The sequence below is a fragment of the Sulfurimonas sp. genome, assembly GCF_041563495.1.
Taxonomy (GTDB): domain Bacteria; phylum Campylobacterota; class Campylobacteria; order Campylobacterales; family Sulfurimonadaceae; genus Sulfurimonas.
In genome coordinates this window covers 55,876-76,339 of the sequence record NZ_JBFFMZ010000003.1, presented here as the reverse complement: position 1 = coordinate 76,339, position 20,464 = coordinate 55,876, and the positions used below count along the sequence as shown (strand labels likewise).

Annotated in this window: 12 protein-coding genes; 2 read left to right on the top strand and 10 right to left on the bottom strand. The window is 35.6% G+C overall.

What is annotated here, in order from left to right:
- Window positions 1-3 precede the first annotated feature (3 nt).
- The 7 genes from ABYK18_RS03830 to mltG form a co-directional block, all read right to left on the bottom strand.
- Entirely contained in the window at window positions 4-855 is an 852-nt protein-coding gene (locus tag ABYK18_RS03830; protein WP_373035316.1) for a fumarate hydratase, read from the bottom strand.
- Between the two features lie 165 nt (window positions 856-1,020).
- The gene (locus ABYK18_RS03825; RefSeq protein WP_373035315.1) at window positions 1,021-1,965 is read right to left on the bottom strand and encodes a malate dehydrogenase; all 945 of its coding nucleotides are present in this window, start codon (window positions 1,963-1,965) and stop codon (window positions 1,021-1,023) included.
- Between the two features lie 17 nt (window positions 1,966-1,982).
- A complete protein-coding gene (locus tag ABYK18_RS03820; protein WP_373035314.1) occupies window positions 1,983-3,923 on the bottom strand; it encodes an FAD-binding protein in 1,941 nt (646 codons plus the stop codon).
- Between the two features lie 18 nt (window positions 3,924-3,941).
- Window positions 3,942-5,600: a 4Fe-4S dicluster domain-containing protein gene (locus ABYK18_RS03815; RefSeq protein WP_373035313.1), complete on the bottom strand. Its 1,659-nt coding sequence runs from the start codon at window positions 5,598-5,600 to the stop codon at window positions 3,942-3,944.
- A gap of 220 nt (window positions 5,601-5,820) precedes the next feature.
- Window positions 5,821-6,771: a malate dehydrogenase gene (locus ABYK18_RS03810; RefSeq protein ID WP_373035312.1), complete on the bottom strand. Its 951-nt coding sequence runs from the start codon at window positions 6,769-6,771 to the stop codon at window positions 5,821-5,823.
- Between the two features lie 119 nt (window positions 6,772-6,890).
- Window positions 6,891-9,065 carry an NADP-dependent isocitrate dehydrogenase gene (locus ABYK18_RS03805; protein ID WP_373035311.1) on the bottom strand — a complete coding sequence of 725 codons (2,175 nt, stop codon included), beginning with the start codon at window positions 9,063-9,065 and terminating at the stop codon, window positions 6,891-6,893.
- A gap of 129 nt (window positions 9,066-9,194) precedes the next feature.
- On the bottom strand, window positions 9,195-10,145 hold the full coding sequence (mltG, locus tag ABYK18_RS03800; RefSeq protein ID WP_373035310.1) for an endolytic transglycosylase MltG: 951 nt from the start codon (window positions 10,143-10,145) through the stop codon (window positions 9,195-9,197).
- Here mltG and ABYK18_RS03795 point away from each other — a divergent pair.
- A complete protein-coding gene (locus ABYK18_RS03795) occupies window positions 10,075-13,236 on the top strand; it encodes an AsmA-like C-terminal domain-containing protein (RefSeq protein ID WP_373035309.1) in 3,162 nt (1,053 codons plus the stop codon). The two genes, mltG and ABYK18_RS03795, sit on opposite strands and share 71 nt — an antisense overlap.
- Before the next feature lie 7 nt (window positions 13,237-13,243).
- On the opposite strand, the gene ABYK18_RS03790 is transcribed toward ABYK18_RS03795, so the two are convergent.
- Both ABYK18_RS03790 and secA read right to left on the bottom strand, forming a co-directional pair.
- Window positions 13,244-14,446, bottom strand: a complete 1,203-nt coding sequence (locus tag ABYK18_RS03790; protein ID WP_373035308.1) for an FtsX-like permease family protein — start codon at window positions 14,444-14,446, stop codon at window positions 13,244-13,246.
- A complete protein-coding gene (secA, locus tag ABYK18_RS03785) occupies window positions 14,443-17,016 on the bottom strand; it encodes a preprotein translocase subunit SecA (RefSeq protein WP_373035307.1) in 2,574 nt (857 codons plus the stop codon). Before secA ends, ABYK18_RS03790 begins: the two co-directional genes overlap by 4 nt.
- A 177-nt stretch (window positions 17,017-17,193) precedes the next feature.
- Between secA and lolA the strand changes: the two genes are divergently transcribed.
- Window positions 17,194-17,709 (top strand): LolA-like outer membrane lipoprotein chaperone, encoded by a 516-nt coding sequence (lolA, locus tag ABYK18_RS03780; protein ID WP_373035306.1) that lies wholly within the window; start codon window positions 17,194-17,196, stop codon window positions 17,707-17,709.
- Window positions 17,710-17,831: 122 nt separating this feature from the next.
- Here lolA and acnB read toward each other — a convergent pair whose 3' ends face one another.
- On the bottom strand, window positions 17,832-20,375 hold the full coding sequence (acnB, locus tag ABYK18_RS03775) for a bifunctional aconitate hydratase 2/2-methylisocitrate dehydratase (RefSeq protein ID WP_373035305.1): 2,544 nt from the start codon (window positions 20,373-20,375) through the stop codon (window positions 17,832-17,834).
- Window positions 20,376-20,464 lie beyond the last annotated feature (89 nt).

Sequence of the window (20,464 nt, the reverse complement as noted above, 5' to 3'; positions counted from 1 at the left end):
CCTTTATATAGTGATATGTGTATGACGTGAACTATGGCACTGAACATTCACTGAAACAGGTAAAGATGCAATATGACAAGGATTTGCCTCTATGTGAACCGCTAAGACAGTCTCTGTTCCGCCCATACCCATAGTACCAATACCAAGTTTGTTAAGCTCTAATTTTATAGTATCTTCTAATTCAGCCATTTCAGGATCTTCATTTACAGAGCCTATGTTACGAAACAACGCATGTTTTGAGCTGATTACAGCTTTCTCAAACGTTCCACCGATTCCAACACCTACAGTAAGAGGAGGACAAGGGTTTGGTCCGGCATCTGAGATACACTCTCTAACATAATCGATTACACCCTGCTTTCCGGCAGCCGGGGGAAAGACTCTTGCACGAGATACATTCTCGCTACCACCGCCCTTTGCAGCATATTCTATATCTATCTTGTCACCTTCAACTATATCAAGGTGGATAATTGCAGGCAGGTTGTATCCGACAGTGTCTTTTAAATTAGCACGAGAAAAAGGCTCACATGTAGAAGCTCTTAAGTAACCCTCAATATACCCTTTTTCAGTGCCTTCATTGATAGCATCTTTTAAAAGACCGCCAACAACTTTCACATCAGCACCGATTTTTACAAAGAAAACGGCGAGTCCAGTATCTTGACAAAGAGGACGAGCTTCACTGCTTGCAATATCAGCATTTTTTAAAAGCTGTTTTAAAACTTCTTTACTTACGGGGCTTTTTTCATTCTCGTAGGCTTCTTTCATAGCATTTAAAGCATCTTCTGGTAAATTTGAAGCAGAATATACGATTATATCTCTAACATTTTTTACTATTTCTTCATACGCTATTTCACGCATTCGCAATCCCTCTTTTAATAAATATATATACTAAAGTATTTTGAAACATAGTTTAGCATGCTTTTTACAATACTGTATATTATAGATATTTATTTTTTAACATATGAGAAAGTGTGTAAATATTACACACTTAAGAATTGTCTTTTTAGTCAAAAGGTGTAGATTCTACTCAAAAAAATTATTTTCTTTCAAGATGTCTATTCCATCTTGAATTGAATCAACAGAGATTTTAAACTTAGCCTTTGTATCTTCGTCTAAATCGAGTTCTATTATTTTTTCAACTCCATTAGCACCAAGAACAACAGGAACGCCAACTGTTATATCCTTATAGCCATATTCACCATCAAGCATAACTGAAGACGGCATAACAATTCTACTGTCATCAAGCATAGCTTCAACCATAACTGAAATAGCACGACCTGGAGCATAATAGGCAGAAGTTCCAAGATACTTGACTATTTCAGCTCCACCATCTTTTGTTCTTGCAATAATATCTTCCATGTCTTTTTTACTTACTATCTGATCCAAAGGAACACCGCCAACAGCAGAAATTTCAGGAAGGGGAATCATATTCTGACCGTGATCACCAATCAGCATTGCTCTTGTTTGACCTGATCCATATCCGACTTTTTGATTTATTTGGTATGCCATTCTGGCACCATCCAGTGCTCCTGCCATACCAATGATTCTGTTTCTGTTCCAACCTGTCATTTTATGAATAACGTAAGTCATTATATCAAGCGGATTAGATACACAAAGTATTATCGCATTTGGAGAGTATTTCATAACATTGCCAACTACATCTTTCATGATTTTTGCATTAATCATCAACAAATCAGCCCTGGTCATATCGCTTTTACGAGGCACACCTGCTGTTATAACAACAATATCGCAATCTTTTAAATCACTTGCATCTTTTGCTGCTGTTACAATAGTACCCTTTGGAGCGTAACTTGTTGATTGACCTATATCTAAAGCTTTTCCAATTGCAACATCGGTATTTATATCATACAAAATAACTTCGTGACAAGTACCCTTTATTGCTAAACTATATGCTGCCGTTGCACCGACAAATCCGGCTCCGACTATTCCTACTTTTCTACCTACCATACATACTTCCTTTTATTTTATTTTTTAACTTCTATACCGAATGTAAATCCGCTATTCACTTTTTCTATAAGTTCGGGCAAAATATCTTCATATTCGCCTACTATTCCAAAATCGGCATTGGAAAATATTGTCTCTTTTGCATGAGAGTTGATTGCTATAATAGTTTCTGATTCTTTCATCCCTGCGATATGCTGAACCGCTCCGCTGATACCTACCGCAATGTAGACTTTAGGCCGTACAGTCTTACCAGTTTGTCCGATCTGTCTTGCATATTCAGCCAAGCCTTCATCAACCACGGGACGGCTTACAGCCCACTCAGCATTAACACCTTGTTTTTTAAGTGCCTCTGCCAAATCTTTGACTAGATTCATATCATCACTGACTGCACCTCTGCCGCCAGTCACTATAATATCAGCTTCAAACAAGTTTTGTAATCCACCCTCACCTCTTACCGTCTCAATAATCTCTGTTACAAAATCATCATCACTCAATACCGGAGTAAAATTTGTAACACTGCCCTCTCTTGTAGCATCCGGAGTCGGAACTGCAAATGTACCTGCGCGTGCAGTTGAAATCTGAGGACATACAAAACCCAAAATAGTTGCAAGTTTTGACTCACCGTAAGTCGGTCTTCTTGATTCCAGTATAGGAGCAAATATTTTTTTATTCTTTCTATCGATGTGTTCACCGATTTCAAGAGCCGTACAATCAGCAGTAACCCCGCCATGAGTCTTAACACCTATTCTAGGGGCAAGTTCACGGCCTGCTGTTGTTGCCGCAAAAAGCGCTATCTCCGGATTTTTATCTTTAATTACCTGTGCAAAGATAGATGCAAAAGGCAGTATTCTATACTCTTCTAACCTCTCATCATTTACAACAATTACTTCATCACTTCCGCACGATATCAACTCTTTAGCTAAATCATCGATATCTTTACCGATTAAAAGAGTTATAACTTTAGTGTCATTTCCAAGAGAAGAAGCAAGACTTCGCGCAGGAGTCAAAAGTTCTAATGATGGTCTGGATATTTTCCCATTTACAACTTCCGCCCATGTTAGTATTCCTGAAGCTCCGTTTCTAAAGTCTACTTCTTCGTAGCCCTCAGGTCTTTTTTTAGCTTTAGCTTCTTTTTTCTCTTTTACATCAACACTGTTTTTACCTGATTTCATATTTTCTATCAAGCTAGCCACTAACTCAGCTTCGTTGTGACCTTCACTCATTTTTATCTGTGCACGTTCACTTACAATATTTGCAACTTTTGCAACAATTGTAGGGGAGCCGCTAAGTCCGATGTTTTTATCGCTTAAGTTAATATCGTCAATATTTAATACCGTAACCTCTGTATTTCTGGCTTTTACTGCACCACTAAGAGCCGGTCGTCTCGGACTTATACCTGTAGGAGTAAAAGAGAGAGTACAAGGAAGAGGCAAACTCATCATCTGATAACCGCCTTCAATTATTCTTTTAGCTTCTATATGTTTATCTTTAAGAGAAGCAACTTCTATAAATGTAGCTTGTGGTATTGACAAGTTTTCAGCTACTTGAGATGGTACATGAGCGGTATCTCCGTCACTTGTCTGACGACCTGCCACGATTATGAAGTCTTCATTTAATCCTTTTCCAAAACCCAGATGCTTGAGCATAGTAGAAATAGCCAGACCTGTTGCATAGGTGTCTGATCCGCCCAATCTTCTGTCACTTAAAAGATATGCCTCATCATAGCCCATAGAGATTGCTTTTTTCAGAGAGGTTTCAAAAGACGGTGGTCCCATTGAGCAGACTATAAGTTTCGCATCCGGATTATCAATCTTCATTTGAAGCCCGGCTTCAAGCGCATATCCGCAATCTACATTGATAATAGATTTTGCTTTGGTTCTATCCATCAGACCGTCGTCACCCATTCTCATCTCGGACGGCAGTGGAACTTGTTTCATTAAACTGATTATTGTTAAAGCCATATTATATTTCCCCCAAATCTACATCATGTTATAGTCTGGACCGTCACCGCCATAAGGCGTAGTCCAAGTAATTCCACTGTTTGGTGATTTAATATCACAAGTTTTACAGTGAACGCAGTTTTCAGCATGCAACCTAAGTGATTTCTCACCACTTTTTTTATCTATGTGCAGTTCATAGACTTCAGCAGGACACATAGAAGCTTCTGCCAAGCCGAATTCATTTATATTTGATGATTTAAATTGCTCTTCATTGTTTACAACTAGATGCGGTACTTGATTTTCATCATGCATTGCTTTTGAGTAATAGACAGTCGTTACCTTGTCAAAAGTGAGTTTTTTATCGTAATCTAACTTGCCTGCGAATCTATCTTTAAATGGTTCTGCAGAAAACGCTCTTATTGTTTTGGTTGTAAGATAGTCGGCTTCAACTTTTGGAACCATTAAGCAGGCACCGCCGGTTATAAGCTGTAGACTCATTTTAAGACCACCGATTAGCATTCCATCTTGCATAACAGCTCTCATATTTCTGACCGGATATAACTCTTTATAAATAGAACTTCCATTGACCAATTCTTCATACTTGGACAATGAAGCTTTACTTGTATCACCGTTAACCAGAGCCTCAGATGCTGCAGTCGCTGCACAAATACCGGATCTAACAGCTAAATGAACACCTTTTAATCTCGGTGTACTTAGAAAACCTGCACTGTCACCGACAATCATCATATTATCTGCATAATATTTCACCACGGAATTCCAGCCGCCTTCAGGCAGTGTTTTTGCACCGGCTTCTATTACATGACCGCCTTCGAGTATTTTTGATATATACGGATGAGTTTTCCATACCTGCATAGCGGCATGAACATCAAAAGACGGATCTTGATAGTCAAGCCCGACAACAAGCCCTAGAGCTACTCTGTTTTCACTCAGTCCATAAATAAAACCACCGCCAAACTCTTCTTTGTCTCTTAAAGGATAACCAAATGTATGCTTAACCGAACCGGCTTCAACCCTGCCATCCGGAACTTTCCATATCTCTTTTACCCCAAGAGAATATACTTGCGGGTTTTTGCCTGCGTCTAGATTTAACTTCTCGACAACCGTTTTAACGGCAGAACCCCTAGTCCCTTCAGCAAAAACCGTTATGGCAGCTTCTACTGTTGTACCTTCTTGAAAGTTTTTTTGCTTAACACCGTGATGGTCAACGCCTGTATCTTTGGTTTTTACACCGATGACTTTATTGTCGCTGTCATAAACTACAGAATCAACAGAGAATCCTGTGTAAATTTCTACACCTCTTTCCTCTGCCAATGTAGCCAAATATTTACAGACTTGACTTAGAGATGCAACATAATTTCCATAATTTGACATATACGGAGGATGAAAGGGAAGCACTGTTTCACTTCCGTTATCATTAAGCTTTAAAGTAACATCATCTCCTACTTTTGAATCAAATGGGATTCCATCAAACTCTCCGGTTGTGAGAAGATGCTTGAACACTTCAGGTCTAATAACAGCCCCTGAGAGGATATGCGAGCCGATAGAACTGCCCTTTTCTATTAGCATTATCTTTTTATTTTCACCTCTTTGCTTTAGTTTATCTGCTAAAGCAATTGCTGTTGAAAGACCGGCAGGTCCTCCTCCTACAATAAGTACATCTGTTGAAATATTATCCATTTAGCACTCCATTAATTTAATTAATTTTAATAATCACCTTAAGTAATAATATAAGGTAACAGATTAAAAGTAAACTTAAGTCTCACTCTTCAGTATAAATTAAAATAGATTTTATGATGTTACATATCGAAACTGATGAAAATGATTTTAAAGTTACATAATGAAACAGGTACAAGAGGTGATGTCTGTGGGATAGAGCTACTAAAAGTAACTCTATATATTATTTGGCATAAAAGTCGTTTTCATAAAGTGCATCAATGAGTTCTTTTACACTTCCTATAGATTTAGCAAATTTTCTGTCTTGGTCATCGTTTAAGTTAGCTTCAATGACTTTTTCAACACCGCGAGCTCCTATCATAACAGGAACACCGCTTACAACATTGCTATATCCATACTCACCATCAAGCATAACAGCACACGGATAAATCTGCTTCATATCAGTAAGTACAGCTTCTACCATAAGAGCTGTCGCTTTAGCCGGTGCATAGTAGGCACTACCATCTTTAAGCAATCCAACTATTTCAGCCCCACCCTTTTTAGTTTTTTCAACTATTTCATTTATTTCATCCCAAGTTAATAAGTCAGTCAACGGAACACCGGCAACAGTAGAAAACCTTGGTAATGGAACCATATCATCACCGTGTCCTCCCATTACAGAACATCTAATCTGCCCTGCACCGTAACCTAGTTTTTCATACACGAAGTGAGCCATTCTAGCACTATCTAAGATGCCAGCCATACCAAGGACTCTACTTCTGTCCCAACCAGTCTCTTTTAGAGCAACATAGACCATAGCATCTAGCGGATTTGACACAGGAATAATAACAGCATTCGGTGATGAAGTTTTAATAACACTAACGACATCTTTCATAATCTTAGCATTTTTAATCAGTAAATCATCTCTACTCATACCAGGAAGTCTTGGACTACCTGCTGTAATTACAACAACATCACAATCTCTTACATCTTCTAGTGTTTCTGCAACAGTAATAACAGTGTGTTTTCTTGCAGCTTGTGCAGCTTGCGATAAATCTAGCGCTTTACCTTTTGCTTTGTCAACATCATTAGCTCTTAAAATAACTTCATGACAAGACCCACTCATCGCCAAAGAATATGCTACTGACGAGCCGACATTACCTACGCCTACAATTCCTACTCTTTTACCTTTCATGGTACCCCTTTGATTATGTTATTTTTATAGTAAACAATTAAAGATTGTATTATATCTTTAATCTTTAAATGTTTGCTATGAGAGAGTTGAAAAATTCAACTCTCCATAGTAATTTTTAACTATATTGCGTCAATAATAGCGTTTAAAGTTGCAGACGGTCTCATCGCAGCTTCTGCTTTTGCATCATCTGGATGGAAGTAACCACCGATATCCTTTGGACTTCCTTCAGAAGCTAAAAGCTCAGCGATAATTTTATCTTCATTTTCAGTTAAAGCTTTTGCAACTGGAGCAAATTTAGCAGCTAACGCAGCATTATCGCCTTCAGCTAATGCTTTAGCCCAGTATTGAGCTACATAAAAGTGAGAAGCTTTATTGTCCGGCTCTCCACATTTACGTGATGGCTCTTTAGAGTTATCTAGGTAAGCGTCATTTGCAAAGTCAAGCCCAGCTGTAACAGCTTCTAGCTCAGCAGAATTATGTTTTCTAGCTAAAAATCTTAAAGACTCTGCAAGTGCTAAGAATTCACCCAATGAATCCCATCTTAAGTGACCCTCTTTTAAGAATTGTTCAACATGTTTAGGAGCAGATCCACCAGCACCAGTTTCATACAATCCACCACCAGCTAATAATGGTACGATAGAAAGCATTTTTGCAGATGTTCCAAGCTCTAAGATTGGGTACATATCTGTTAAGTGGTCACGTAAAACATTACCTGTTACAGCAATTGTATTTTTACCTTCTCTTACTCTAGCATTAGTAAATCTAGTAGCAGATGTAACATCCATAATTTGGATATCTAAACCATCTGTATTAAGATCTTTAAGATAAGTATTTACTTTCTTAATCATCTCTGCATCGTGTGCTCTGTTTTCATCTAACCAGAAGATAACAGGAACTTGTTCGATTTGACCACGTTCTACTGCTAATCTAACCCAGTCTTTGATTGGGATATCTTTAGCTCTTGACATTCTCCAAATATCACCAGCTTCACATTCAAAGCTCATTAATACTGTACCGTCTTCTGCCGTTACTGTAACAGTTCCGGCTTCAGCTAATTCAAATGTAGTCGGGTGTGAACCATACTCTTCAGCTTTTTGAGCCATAAGACCAACATTAGCCATAGAACCCATAGTTGCTACATCGTACTGACCGTTTTTAACACAATCAGCTACCATTTCTGCATGAAACATAGCATAAGTACTATCAGGGATTACAGCAACACACTCTACTGCATCACCGTTTCTATCCCACTGCTTACCACCTTCACGTACAACTACAGGCATAGAAGCATCGATAATAACATCGTTTGAAGCATTAAAGTTTGTAGTACCTTTATCTGAATCAACCATAGCTATTTTTGGACTATCAGAATCAACTACCGCTTTAAATGCAGCTTTTATTTCAGCTTCTTGTGCATGTCCTGCAATTTTTTTCTCAATATCAGAAATACCAAGGTTAGCATTTACCTTTAACTCTTTAAATGTAGTTGCATATTTTTCAAATACCGGTGCAAAAAATACTTCTAATGCATGACCAAACATAATTGGGTCAGAAATTTTCATCATTGTTGCTTTTAGGTGAATTGACCATAAAACACCGTTTGCTTTTGCATCATCAATTGTTTTTTGAATAAACGCTCTTAATTTAGATGCTGACATAAATGTACCATCTAAAATCTCTTTATCAAGAGCATCTATTGTTGCTAATTCTTTACCGTTTAAAGCAATAGTAACTTTTTGCGCTTTATCCATAGTAACAGATTTTTCATTACCGTAAAAATCACCATCTCCGGCCATATGTGCAACATAAGCTTTTGAGTTTTCAGAAAATGCCTTTAATCTATGTGGATTTTTTTGAGCAAATCTCTTAACAGGTTTTGCAGCACGTCTATCAGAGTTACCTTCACGAAGAACAGGGTTAACAGCAGAGCCAAGACAAGTATTATATTTTGCTCTAATTGCTTCTTCTTCAGCATTTGCAGGGTTTTCAGGAAAGTCAGGTATATCATACCCTTGTCCTTGAAGCTCAGCTATACAATCTTTAAGTTGACCAATAGAAGCAGACACATTAGGAAGTTTAATGATGTTTCCATCTTCTTGTAAAACAACTTCACCTAGTTTTGATAATTCATCTTCAGCTAAACCCATTGCAGCCAAAGTTCTACCTGCTAGTGAAATATCACTAGTAACTACATCTACACCTGCTGCTTTAGTAAAAGCATTTACAATCGGTAGTAATGAATAAGTTGCTAAAGCTGGTGCTTCATCGATTTTAGACCAAATAATTTTTGACATCTTCTGTCCTTAGGTTAATATTTGTCAATGTGATAGTTTGATAACTCCACAAAAACTTTCAGGACAATCATAACACTAAGATAAATAATATATAATCATCATCACTGAATAAAGAAGGTATATTAAGAATTAGTTTCGTTTGGTAACACGCTTTATGTTGCTTAAATGTGTAGAATAGTTACATGAAAAATCATGACCTCCACTCTTAGATTTCATAAAATACAAATAATTTGTCTTTGCAGGAAATACTGCTGCCCTAATTGCTTCAAAGCTTACGTTGCATACAGGAATCCTTGGTACACCCCTGTTTTTGTAGGTATTGTATAGTGTATTATCTTCTCTTATTCTTTTAGAAGTGATTTTCTGATGCGAATATTTTCCATAATTTAGAGTGCCGTCCATTTGCAATTTCATGCCTTTATTAATTCTATTGTAGATTACTGAACTAACTAGCGGCATCTCTTCAATATTAGCCGATTCTTTCTGAATAACAGATGCAATTGCTACAAAATGAAACCATTTTTTTTCATTATATGTTCCAAAAAGTTTTATTGACAACTCTTTCATCTGCTTATATGAATGTGATAAGAGGATTTTAATAAGTTCTTTTTCCGTTATGCCTACCGGAAGCCTGTAAGTATTTGGAACAAAGGCACCTTCTTCTTGTTTAGTTTGTAAATAATATTCATTCTGAAGCTTTTCCCTGTTGAGATTTAATTTTACAGAGAGCTGATCCAGAAATATATATGTTGTTTCGCCAGGTATTAGTGTTACATTTTGAAGCGCTGCTTTAGCATGAGTCAATTTATATAAGAAGTCAGCTCTAGTACAATTAGTAGCGCCAATATCTATCCAACCTTTTTGAGGAGAACCCATAACTCTTAATATCAATGAATCTAATTTGCTTACATTGTAATTTTTCTCACGTAATTGTGTTATAATCTGGTTTATAGAACCCTTTGCTACAAATAGCACTCTATGGGTTTGCATTGGCTGATTTAGGTAATATATGAATGATAAAATAATTATTAGTGCTATTCTAAAACTCCATTTTACTATTGTTAGTGCTTTATCATTCATTTTTTTTACACTTTCTCTTTTATTTATATTATTGCAAAACGGCTTATATATACAAAATATATCACTGCCAAACATACAAGTCCAGAAATTATACATTAAATGGAATGAAAAATTAAACATTAGCATCCAAGAAATCAAAATAGTTAAAAACTCCAAAAGAACAAAAAACAGATTTAGCATTAAAGAAGTAGACAAGTTCTTTAATGCTCTGCTTCTTTTTGATAATTGGTTTGAAAAAATCGAGATAAATAAAATAAGCTTCAATGATATTAAAGGCTCTTTCAAATACATAGACGGTAAAGACGGCTTTTTAGTAGCCTCATCAAAAAACTTCTCTTTTAAAAGCTCTCTTTTCTTTGAATCGCACCTTTTCAACGTTAAAATAGAAGAATTTTATGACTATAAACGCAATATAAAGATCAATGGAAATATAATATTTGACGGATATAGAAATTTAGAACTGATTTCATCTCTAAATATAAATATAAATAATGATGTAAAACTAAACGCTTATTTAGTCTCAAATAGCACTAAGGCATCTTACAAAATAGATTCCAATGAAAAAATAAAAAGTCTTAAACACACTATAGAAATGTTTGGTATGCCAAAAGAAGTCAAATATTGGGCTTATGATGCTATTAAAACATCAGATGTAGAGCTTACAAGTGTTCATGGCTGGTTGGAGTACAATAATCTCTCTGATGCGTATAAAAACATATATGTAAAAGCTGTTGCAAACAATCTTTCATATACCTATAATAAAAAACTTGAACCAGTTACCACAAACAATACTAAGTTAGAATTTAAAAACGGCGTTCTTTTTATCAGACCTAAAGACGCTTATCAATATGGTTTCAATCTAAATAAAAGCTGGCTAAAGATTGATTTTACAAAAAAAGAGGAATTGTTAACCCTATTTTTACTTTTTAATGGAAAAGTCACCAAAGATTTGATCTATCTTTTAAATACATACCAGATTAAACTTCCATTTTTGCAAAATAGCGGAAATGTAGATACTAACTTAAAAATAGAAGTCGGTCTGCGAAACATTGACGTAAGGGCAAAAGGAGACTTCTTTACTAAAAAAGCAAACTTTAACTACCTTGGGCTTGATTTGGACATATATAATGCGCATGTATTTTTAGATAACTATGATGTTTCAATAAAAAATATGCACTCAAAATATAAAGACATCGCAACAGCAGATGTTGATGTAGAGTTCAATGCAAAAAAAAGTGAAGGGACAATAGACTTTAGAGTACAACAAGTTGATTTTAAAGATATAGGATTAAGGCTTAAAAAAAGTGATACACCGCTAAATATTAGTTATAAAATTTCAAACGCACAAGACACCATTAATGCCGAGCGTTCTACATGGCTGTTTAAAGATAAAGATGTCAATGTTGAAAAAGTAACGATACCTTTTGATTTAAAAACACTTGAAGCGCAAATACCTACTACTTCCATTGACATAGATAATATTGCATCAGCTTATGTTTCAGGAACATTTGCACTCAAGCCTATAAGAGCAGACCTTGATGTGGATATCTTAAACTTTATGCTTCATGATGTAAGAATGGATCAATCAAGTGCATCGCTTAAAGTAAACTACAGTGAAAAGTTTATTCTAACTTCAAATGACAAAATAAGACTTAATGCCAACAATCTTGATTATATACTCGATCATATAGCTATAGAGATGCAAGAAGATGAATTTAGAATCTTAAACAGTGATATAGAAATCAAGGATTTTGCGAATGCCAAGCTTAGTGCTAAATACTTCTTTAATGATAGCAACGGAACGATTAAACTGAAAAAATTAAAGTTTAAAAATAAAGATTTTGGCGATATTTTCTCTTCCGACGATGCAATAAATCTGGATGTTGAATCAAATCAAAAGAAAACTGAGATAAAAGCTAAGGATTACAATGCTCAATTGACTTTAAAAGATAAAGAGTGGATACTAAAATTTAATTCCATTGCAGATATAGCAAAAAAATCAAAACTTTTACAAGACAACAACATAACAAATGGTGATTTTACCTTATATAAAAACCAAAACAATACAAATATACAATTTTTATCAAACATCAAATATCCATACAAAATATTGACTTCACAAAACACTCCGACAGACAACTATGTACTTAAAGGAGAGATAAAGAACACAAGTAAAGATATCTCACTTAATATAAACGGTTCCGTTGACGTAGATATAGGCAAAGAAATAAGGATCTCTGCAAATAACACAGGAATAAGTATAGATGAAGTATTAAACTATTTTAATGATAGGAATTCCAGTGCAGCTGGCGCTAAAAATGTTATTTTTAACGCTAATAACTGCTATTTATACATAAGCAAAAACAGACATGTTGTCTCAGATAATATAAATTTACAATATTTTAACAACATTGTAAGTGCTCAATTAAAATATAAAGAAGGCAGCGCCGGTTTTGAGCTAAAAGATGGTAAGTTTTATCTTTACGGTGATAATTTTAGTGATAAATTTATGGATAACCTGTTTGCACTTTCAAAGTTTAAAGGAGGAAATCTTTCCTTTTCTATGACAGGTACAACTCAAGAATACAGTGGTCTTATGTACATAAAAGACACAACAGTCATTGATTATAAAGTTTTAAATAATATATTGGCTTTTGTAAACACAATACCATCATTAGTTACATTCTCTGTTCCAGGGTACAGTAAAAATGGACTTGAAGTTAGCAGTGCATATATGAATTTTCACACAAAAGATGATATTTTTAATATTACAGACATATCTCTTGATTCAAAAGAGATGGATATTTTGGGAAGAGGAACTGCAAGTTATAAAAACAATAGTATTGATGTTGAGTTAAACTTAAAAACAGACTTAGGTAGTAGCGTATCAAAAATACCTGTAGTTGGTTATATACTACTTGGCGAAGACTCGATATCTACTTCAATGAAAATAAGCGGTAAGTTAAATGACCCAAAAGTCCAAAGTTTAATTGCAAAAGATATTGCTGTAGCACCGCTGAATATTATAAAAAGAACACTTCTCCTGCCGTTTCATCTATTTGAAGATGACAAAGACAAGAAAAAAGATTAGTTACGACTTACTCGTTTCTCAAAACAGTTAAAATATCTACTTCACTTGCTTTTTTTGCAGGATAATATGATGAAGCAATAACAATAACGAATGCTCCCGTAACAATAAGCATAAAGTCTTTCATGCTTAAATCCAATGGGAGTGTAGTCGTAGGATAAACATCCTTCGGAAGTGAGACAATATCAAAAGTGCTTAAAACCCATAAACCGCTCATACCAAAAACGATTCCAGCTAAAATTCCACTTACCCCGATTACTATTCCAAGATACAAAAATACTTTTTTAATCTCACTGGTTGTAGCTCCAAGAGAGAGTAAAAGAGCTATTTCACTTCTTCTATTCATGACAGTCATCAAAAGTGAAGATATTATATTAATCGCTGCGATTAATATAATAAGCATTAAAACAATAAACAGAGATGCTTTTTCCAACTCAAGAGCGGCAAAAAAGTTAACATTATCTTCCCACCACCCTTTTACGGTAACACTAATAGGAAGTATCTTTTTTATTTTTAATATATCTTTATGAGGGTTATTTGAAAAGATATGTATTCCATCATATTGATTGGAAGGAATAGAAAGTATTGACTGCATTGAAGATAGAGTTGTATAACTGTATGCTTTGTCATAAGCACTAAGTCCTGAATCAAAAACACTTCTTACATTAAAGCGTTTTATCTTCGGAGTAATTGAGAGTCCACCAGGTTCTACATGAGTGAAGATATACATTAACTTGTCATCAACATATAGATTGAACTCATCTTTTAAACTTTTTCCTATTAATATATCAAATTTTGAAAATTTATTATTTTGTATTGCTTTGTCTAAAACACTGTTTACTTTCGCTTCATCCTCAAAATTTACACCGAAGATGTAACCGCCTTCTAGCTTTGTACCGCTTCTAGCCATAACCGATGATTGGACATAAGGGCTAAAATGAAGTTCAGGAAACTTTGCTTCTAAATCCAAAAGAAGATCTTCATTGACTGCACCGTAGAATTTTGGTATGACAGTTAAAGGATAGTTCATTATTGTAAGTTTTTTCTGAAATTCTTTATCAAAACCATTCATAAGAGCCATAGCTATCAAAAGTACCATAACACCGAGAGTGATACCTAAAAAAGCAAGTAAGGCTGAAAGGAATATAAATGGCTGCTCATTGTCAAAGCGTAAAAAACGCTTTACTAGATAGGGAACTATTGATGTTTTCAAGAAGCAAAGATACCTTTTTTAGGACCGCTTTTTCCGCAGCACTGTTTGTATTTTTTTCCACTACCGCAAGGACAAGGCTCATTTCTAGCTACTTTTTTTACAGATGCTTCATCATCTTCTATCATATGATTAAATTGTCTGGCTGCTTCATCAAATTTTCTTTGTAGCTCAAGCTGCTCGGCTACTTTTGCAGCTTCTTCTTCAGGAGATTCCATTTTAAATTGGATGATTTGAAGAGTTTTAATAGTGTTAAATTTAATATCTTTTATAAGTTCAGTAAAAAGGTTAAAACTCTCTTTTTTATACTCGACTAACGGATCTTTTTGATTATATGCACGAAGTCTGATACCTGTTTTCATATTATCCATAGCGTACAAGTGCTCTCTCCAAGCACTATCTAGCTCTTTTAGATAAAGTTCTCTTTCTATTTCATGCTGAACGTCCTCGTCTAAAACATTCATTTTATCACTGTATGATTTTTTGATTGCTTCAGTAAGAGCTTCATGTAATTCTTCAAACTCAAAGGAGGAGTAATCTTCCATATTTAGATCAAGATTTATCTCTTCTTTTATCATTTCAGATAATTTTTTGAGATTAAAATCTTCTTTTGCTCCACCATCAAAAATATCGCTGTTATTTAAAATATTATATACATATTCAATTCTAATTTCATCGATTTTCGATCCTATGTCGTATTCAGTATCAAGAAGTTGATTTCTGAATTTATAAACGATTTTTCTCTGCTCATTTGCCACATCATCATACTCAACGATCTGCTTTCTACCTTCGTAGTGCATATTCTCAACTTTCATTTGAGCTTTTTCTACTGCACGAGTCACCATTTTAGATTCAATATATTCACCGTCTTCAACGCCAAGTCTCTCCATAATAGACTTGATTTTATCAGAACCGAAAATACGCAGCAGATTATCTTCTAGAGATAGATAAAACTGTGTTGTACCTGCATCACCCTGGCGACCACTCCTACCGCGAAGCTGATTATCAATACGACGATTCTCATGTCTTTCAGTACCGATAATATAAAGACCGCCAAGAGCTTTAACTTCATCACTTACTTTAATATCAACACCACGACCAGCCATATTTGTAGCAATCGTGACTGCCCCTTTGGCACCGGCATGTTTAATTATTTCACCTTCTTGTGCGTGATTCTTAGCGTTTAAGACAGTATGAGCAATTTTTTCTTTTTTAAGAACCTCATGTAAGACTTCAGATTTCTCAATTGAAGCTGTACCTATTAAAACAGGTTGTCCAGTTTTAGAGAGTTCTTTAACTGTATTTATAACTGCTTCAAACTTTTCTGCTTCTGTCTTATATATTAGATCGTTTAAATCTTTTCTTGTAATAGGAATATTTGTAGGAATAGATACAACGTCAAGTGAATAAATCTGAGAGAACTCTGTTGCTTCAGTTTCTGCCGTACCGGTCATTCCTGCTAATTTATCATACATTCTAAAGTAATTTTGAAATGTAATGTCTGCCAAGGTCTGTGTTTCTTCTTTAATCTCAACTCTTTCTTTTGCTTCAAGTGCTTGGTGAAGACCTTCACTAAAACGACGACCTTCACTCAGTCTACCCGTAAACTCATCAACAATTACGACTTCACCGTCATTTACAACATAATCAACATCTTTTTCAAAAAGATAGTTTGCTTTAAGTGCTTGATCTAGTGCATGAGGAAGAGAAGAGTTTTCTACACTGTAAAGATTTTCAACTCCAAAAAGTTCTTCTGCTTTAGTAATACCCTCTTCTGTAACAAGGATTATCTTATCTTTTTCATCTACCGTAAAATGCTCATCTTTAACCAACTTCATAGCTATACCGTCAGCGACCAAATAATCATCAAGTGCTCTGTTGGTCGGGCCGGAGATAATAAGCGGTGTTCTAGCTTCATCAATCAAAATACTGTCAACTTCATCCACAATAACAAAATTATGATTTCTTTGAGCCATCTGATCTTTAGAATAACTCATATTGTCTCTTAAATAGTCAAATCCAAACTCATTATTTGTACCATAGGTTATATCACAATTATATGCATCAATTTTTTCTTGCGGTTCATTATTACTTTCTAAAACTGTTCCGACTGAGAACCCTAAGAAATTATATAGAGCGCCCATTTCTGTTGCATCTCTGGATGCAAGGTAGTCATTCACTGTTACTAGATGTACACCTTTGCCTGTCATGGCATTAAGAACAATGGCAAGTGTTGCAACAAGTGTTTTACCCTCACCTGTCTTCATCTCAGCTATTCTACCTTCATGCAGAGCCATACCGCCTATCAGCTGAACATCAAAGTGCCTCATGTTTAAAACTCTTTTACTAGCTTCTCTAGTTATAGCAAATGAATCTTCTAAAACATCGGTTAAAGTTTTTTCTTCATTTAAAACACTCTTTCTTAACTCTGCAAACGCCTCTTTTAATTCATCATCACTTAGAACTTCATACTTAGACTCTAAATCATTGATTTTTCTAACTCTTTTAGCATATTTTTTTAATTCACGATCATTTGAAGTACCAAAAATCTTACCCATTAATGCCTGTAGCATTCTCAACCTTGTTATAGACTACTATATAGTTTACTATATAATAGTCACTGAAATTGCACTAATTTTAGCATAGTAATAGTAATAATTTGCATAAATTTAAAATGATTTCATTTTTAAACTCATATTAGATAATATGTAAACAGTCACTTCGATATAATTTCTCAAATAAGGAACTTCATGAAACATGCACTGACACTATTATTATCTTATACCCTGAGTTTTGCTTCATTCGATGCAATAAATACATTTCAGGCTGATTTCACACAAAGCGTAACAGACGATAAAGACAAATCTTTAGTATATGAAGGTCATGTGGTCGCTTCTAAGCCCCAAAATGCTGTATGGAACTACACTAAGCCCATAAAAAAAGATGTTTATATAAACAGATATAACGTAACGGTTGTTGAACCTGAAATTGAACAAGTGATCGTTAGAAGAATAGAATCTAATTTTGATTTTTTCAATATGATACAAAATGCAAAAAAAATTGAAAAAGATGTGTACGAAGCTCGTTACAAAGAATCAAAGTTTACGATAACTACAAAAAACAGACTTATAGAGAGCATTTCATATATAGATGAGTTTGAGAACAAAGTAAAGATACTGTTTGAAAATCAAAAACAAAATGAAGATGTAAATGTAGAACTTTTTATTCCTAAATACCCTTTGGAATTCGATATTGTAAGAGATTAAAGTTAATCTTTTTTTTAATATAAAATAAAAAAAGTGATGTAGTTACAAGACGCACTCCGAGGAAGCATACTTTAGTATGTGACGAAGAGAGCAACGCAATAAATGCGTTGCTACTTTAATTTTTAAGCTAGTTTGTAGTCTTTGATTAGGTTGAAGTTAAGATATTTATAAATCTCATTCTCTTTACCAACAATTTTCTGAGTCTTAGCTAGATACTCTTCTTTTGTCGGAAGACGACCAAGCATAGCTGCAACTGCTGCAAGTTCTGCAGAACCCAAGTATACCTGTGCACCTTTACCTAAACGGTTATCGAAGTTACGAGTCGATGTTGAGAACACAACTGCATTATCGGCAACACGCGCTTGGTTACCCATGCAAAGTGAACATCCAGGAATTTCAGTACGAGCACCTGCCGCACCAAACACAGCATAGTAACCGTCTTCAGTAAGTTGTTTTTCATCCATCTTAGTAGGAGGACAAACCCATAGTCTAGTAGGAACAGTGCCCTCACCTCTTAAAACTTCACCAAGAGCACGGTAGTGACCGATATTTGTCATACATGAACCAACGAATACTTCATCAATCTTGTGTGGACGATCAGATGCTAAAATCTCAGTAAGAGTAGCAACATCATCTGGATCGTTAGGACAAGCTAAGATAGGCTCTGTAATTTCATTAAGATCGATATTGATTACCGCTGCATACTCTGCATCAGCATCCGGTTTCATAAGTGACGGATTAGCCAACCAGTCATTCATCTTATCAATTCTTCTTTGAAGTGTACGCTTGTCTTCATAACCGGCTTCAATCATAGACTCTAAAAGAACAACGTTTGATTTAAGGTATTCGATTACAGGTTCGTTGTTTAAAAGAACCGTACAAGCGGCAGCTGAACGCTCAGCAGATGCATCTGAAAGCTCAAACGCTTGCTCAGCTTTAAGATCAGGCAGACCTTCAATCTCTAAAATACGTCCTGCAAAGATATTTTTCTTACCTTTTTTCTCAACCGTAAGAAGACCTTCTTTAATCGCTTTGTGAGGAATAGCATTTACAAGGTCACGAAGAGTGATACCAGGTTGCATCTCACCAGAGAAACGAACTAGAACTGATTCCGGCATCGTAAGAGGCATAGAACCTGTAACACCAGCGAATGCAACGATACCTGAACCACCAGGGAAAGAGATACCTATAGGGAAACGTGTGTGACTATCAGCACCTGTACCTACAGTATCTGGAAGAACCATTCTGTTTAACCATGAGTGAATAACTCCATCACCAGGACGAAGAGCAACACCTGAACGGTTAGAGATAAAATCAGGAAGCGTGTGATGCATAGTTACATCAGACGGCTTTGGATATGCCGCTGTGTGACAAAATGATTGCATTACCAAATCAGCTGAGAAGCCTAGTGCTGCAAGCTCTTTGATCTCATCACGAGTCATTGGACCGGTTGTATCTTGGGAACCGACAGTTGAAGTTTCAGGCTCTACATACATACCAGGTTTAACACCTTCAAGACCACATGCCTTACCTACCATTTTTTGTGCTAATGTATAACCTTTACCGTTATCAGCAGGTTGCTCAGCAGTTAAAAAGACATCTGTTGCACCCATACCTAAAACTCCACGAGCTTTAGAAGTCAGACCGCGACCGATGATTAATGGAATACGGCCACCTGCACGAACTTCATCAGTAATAGTGTTAGGATTAAGTTTAAATGTAGCTATACACTCACCGTTTTTATGAGCTTCACCTTTATACGGATAAATAGTAACAACGTCACCAGTCTCCATTTGTGAAACATCAAGTTCTAACGGTAACGCACCTGAATCTTCACAAGTTGCAAAGAAGATCGGAGCAATAATATTACCCAGTACAACACCGCCTGTACGCTTGTTTGGAACACCTGGAATGTCTTCACCCATGTGCCATTGAACTGAGTTAACACCAGATTTACGGCTTGAACCTGTACCAACAACATCACCAACGTAAGCAATAGGATTACCCATCTCTTTTAATTTGTTAATAGTATTGATAGGATCATCCATCTTAGCAACTAGCATAGAGTTAGCGTGAAGAGGAATATCCGAACGAGTAAATGCCTCAGATGCCGGAGAAAGGTCATCTGTATTTGTCTCGCCAGGAACTTTATATACTGTAACAGTGATTTCACTCGCCAATTCAGGTTTAGAAGTAAACCACTCAGCATTTGCCCATGAAGTCATAACTTCAGTAGCGTGAGTGTTACCTGCTTTGTGTAATTCTTCTACATCATTAAATGCATCGTATACAAGCAGAGTATGTTTAAGAGCTTCTTTTGCCTCTTCGACAACTTCACTGATTGATGATGATAAACAATCAACTATAGGCTTAACATTGTAACCGCCAAGCATCATACCCAGCATTTTAACTGCGTGAGCAGGAGAAATTGCGTCAACAGTTACTTTCTCAGATGCTACATCATTTAAAAATGCTGCTTTAACGTATGCTGCATCGTCAACACCCGGAGATACACGATTTGTAAGAAGGTCTAATAACTCATCCGTACAGTTACTTTTAATCAATTCAATTACTTCTGCCGTCTGCTCAGCTGAAAGTGGAAGCGCTGGTACACCGAGAGTCTCTCTCTCAGCTACATGTGCTTTATAGTCTTCTAAAAATGCCATAGTCATTCCTGTATTTTAATTTAAAAAGATTATAACCTAATATATAAACTCAAAATAAACAGTGTTACTATAATACACATATTTATTGT